The sequence below is a fragment of the Deltaproteobacteria bacterium genome (assembly GCA_019309045.1).
In the GTDB taxonomy this organism is placed as follows: domain Bacteria; phylum Desulfobacterota; class Syntrophobacteria; order BM002; family BM002; genus JAFDGZ01.
On sequence record JAFDGZ010000178.1, the window covers coordinates 1 to 2,857 of the forward strand.

The following is a 2,857-nucleotide window of genomic DNA, read 5'->3' on the forward strand; positions in this document are numbered from 1 at the left end:
ACTGAGAAAGATTCTACGTGACGCAGAACTCACCTTGCAAGAATTGGACAACCTTGTGCAAAGATAAAATACAGGAAGAAATGTCATTCCAGGAAGCTACTGCTTTAAACTGCAGGTTTCCTTTCCTCAACTTTCTACCGGGGGGCTTCCCTCTCCCCAAGACAAATTGCCTTTAACACTTTCATCCCACGGCTGGATTGGCCTGGATCAGGTAGCCGGCATCACTGGAATGTGCACCAATGCCCTGCACCGTTGCTATGGCATTGGGCGCATGGCGCAAGGCGCAGGGAAAAAGGCTAGGAGGCTGGGAAGCTGGGAGGCTAGGAGGCGGTAGCGCTTTGCGCGATCATTGCTCTGTGGCATGTTCTGTTGACCTGTTTTTTTGACACGGGTTTCGCTGCGCGAAACACACGGATGCACACGGATAGACTCGCGTTTGATAGTGGTTGGATCGCTTCAAGGCCCCGCGTTGCGGTGTCACGCTGCTGGCGCATCGTGGCTGCGTGGAGCGTGTGAGCCCAGGAATAAGCAAGCTTATTCCCGTGCTCACCCACTCCCCGCATGGCCTTTCAGCGATAATACTGTCAACTCCCAGATAATTCCTTTGTAGATGTCATCAATTTTCTTTGGATGTTGAGGATAGAGTAGTTTCAATTATCCGCTTTTATCCCCTGAGTAGAGAGTGATTCTAAGACGGGTAAATTAGATCAATCATGGTGTGGTATAAGTGTGACGATAGCCGTTGCGAAGAGTGAAGTTGGTGTTTGAGGAGGTGAAAGAGCTTGCTTTTTCGCGACCTCAAATGCCAACTGAACGCGCTGCGTCAGCAGCGCCCAGCCTGCGGTGCAGGCTGCTTGGCAACGGCGGCACCTTCAACCACACGTGTCTCTCAAACGCGTCCATCCGTGGCATCCGCGTGTTCCGCCAACGGCGGAACCCGTGTCAAAAAAGCGGGCTCAAGGCTTAAGGCGCAAGGCTTTCGGGGAAGATGGAGCCCCGCGCTAGCGCTTCCTCTTGTCACGGCGTCTTGTCGCGGCGAAGTTTGACGTAGCCGGAAGCCGCAGGCGAAGCCGGAAGCTTCCCAGCCTAATAGCCTTGCGCCGTATAATAAAACGAGCGAGCGCCAAGCGAGCGGTCGAACAAGCGACCATGAGCCTGTCGAATGGGAGCGATCGAACGAGTGAACCGTGAGCTCGTCGAACGGGAACGATCGGACAAGCGCAGCGATCGAACGTAATAGCCCTGAGCCCTGCGCCCGTTTCTCACGACCCAACAAACCCAAGTAACCCCAATATCCTGCGCCAGTATTTCTTCACCCCTCAACACGGAACTGATACCCTCACATTCAGCGAATCCAGTCAATGTGAACCAGATGGCCTACATGTTTGAATTCAGGATCACCTGTTACCAGAGTGGCGGAATGCTCAATGGCACATGCGAGAGCAAAACAATCGGCATATGAGAGAGGAAATTCCGCCTTGAGTTCGGCTGCCCTGTATACAAGAGAGTCAGGAACAGGAAGAATCTTCAAACCCAACTGATAAACACGGCCGAGGATTTCCACTTTTTTCTGATCACCAAATCGCCTCTTGATCATATAGATGATTTCGCCAAGATTTATCACGCTCAAAAGTTGATCCAGTTGCTTCCTCCGTGACCATCGCAAGATCTTGGCCACGACCTCCGCGCCTTCTTCCTTTTGGAAAAACGCCAGAAGGGCATGACTATCGAACAGGTAACTGGTTGTCATTCTACAAAGTCCTTCCTCCGTTCTCTCAGTAGTTCTTCAGATAATGATGGAGTTGGGGGAAGACAGCCCATAGCCGCTTCTACAGGATCTTTGGCCGGGGGCATGAGATAGATAATGTTGTCGTACTCAAAAATCTCGATTTCAGTGCCGGGCTGAATGCCATATTTTTTTCTTATTGCTGCCGGGATTACTAACTGTCCCTTGGCCAATACTTTTACACGATGCATGGCACATTCTCCTTAGTTAAACGTTTTGCCAAATTGTATAATTTTGGATGTGGAGGCTCAAGGGAAAACCGGCAAACAGAAAATTCTGTGAATGGCAAAGCTCGGGGCCCACGGCGCAAGGAGCAGGGGAAAAGGCTAGGAGGCTAGGAAGCTGAGAGGCTTCCGGCTTCGCCTGCGGCTTCCGGCTACGTCAAACTTCGCCGTGACAAGACGCCCTGACAGGAGGAAGCGATGGCGCTTTGCGCCATCTTCGCCCAATGCCTTGCGCCCTGAGCCCTGCGCCCGTCTTTTTTCGACAGGATTTTCAAGATTTCTGTTCTTTTTCCATAGTCAAGCAACAAGCTCCATGGCGGATACGGCGCTTTGCGCCTGCTTCACACCCCTGATAACCGATAACTGATAACAGACAACTCCGGCGTAGCCGGCGCCCTGCGCCCTGAACCCATTTTCCCCTGTGGGAGCGGCATCTTGCCGCGATAACCGAGCAACAAAGAAAATACAGCGCTACGCGCCATCTTCGCCGAATGCCTTGCGCCCTGAGCCTTGTGCCGTTGCTATGGCATTGGGCTCAGGGCGCAAGGCGCAGGGCAGAACTAGCGCTTAGCGCAATAGTTGTTTGAGTGTGATTTGTTGAGCTTTGCAGGGAGCTCATTCCTGCGCCAATCTCTCTCCGCAAGGCTTGGCGCGGCGTAGCATTAGCGAAGACGGGTGGCTAATTTAAACAATGCAGCCGGCAGCCTCCCAGCCTAAATGGGTCCATCAATGCTAGCCGCAACCTTCAGGTTGCGCCAGCGGCTGTCAATACTATCAGTCATGCCGCCAATCAAGCCCCACGAATCGAAAACAGGCCTGGCCAACGCAGTCTAAGGCAGGGCATTGG

General features: G+C 52.8%; 2 protein-coding genes. Both read right to left on the reverse strand.

Annotated features, from left to right (window positions below):
- Positions 1–1,345: 1,345 nt before the first annotated feature.
- Positions 1,346–1,750: a type II toxin-antitoxin system VapC family toxin gene (locus JRI89_17420; GenBank protein MBW2073011.1), complete on the reverse strand. Its 405-nt coding sequence runs from the start codon at positions 1,748–1,750 to the stop codon at positions 1,346–1,348.
- Positions 1,747–1,977, reverse strand: coding sequence for an AbrB/MazE/SpoVT family DNA-binding domain-containing protein (locus tag JRI89_17425; GenBank protein MBW2073012.1), 231 nt, complete (start codon positions 1,975–1,977; stop codon positions 1,747–1,749). The genes JRI89_17420 and JRI89_17425 overlap by 4 nt, the downstream gene beginning before the upstream one ends.
- Positions 1,978–2,857: the final 880 nt, after the last annotated feature.

What these genes read in the sequence shown, in the direction of transcription:
- JRI89_17420 (MBW2073011.1), bottom strand. Translation starts at nt 1,750, where the DNA reads ATGACAACCAGTTACCTGTTCGATAGTCATGCCCTTCTGGCGTTTTTC.
- JRI89_17425 (MBW2073012.1), bottom strand. Translation starts at nt 1,977, where the DNA reads ATGCATCGTGTAAAAGTATTGGCCAAGGGACAGTTAGTAATCCCGGCA.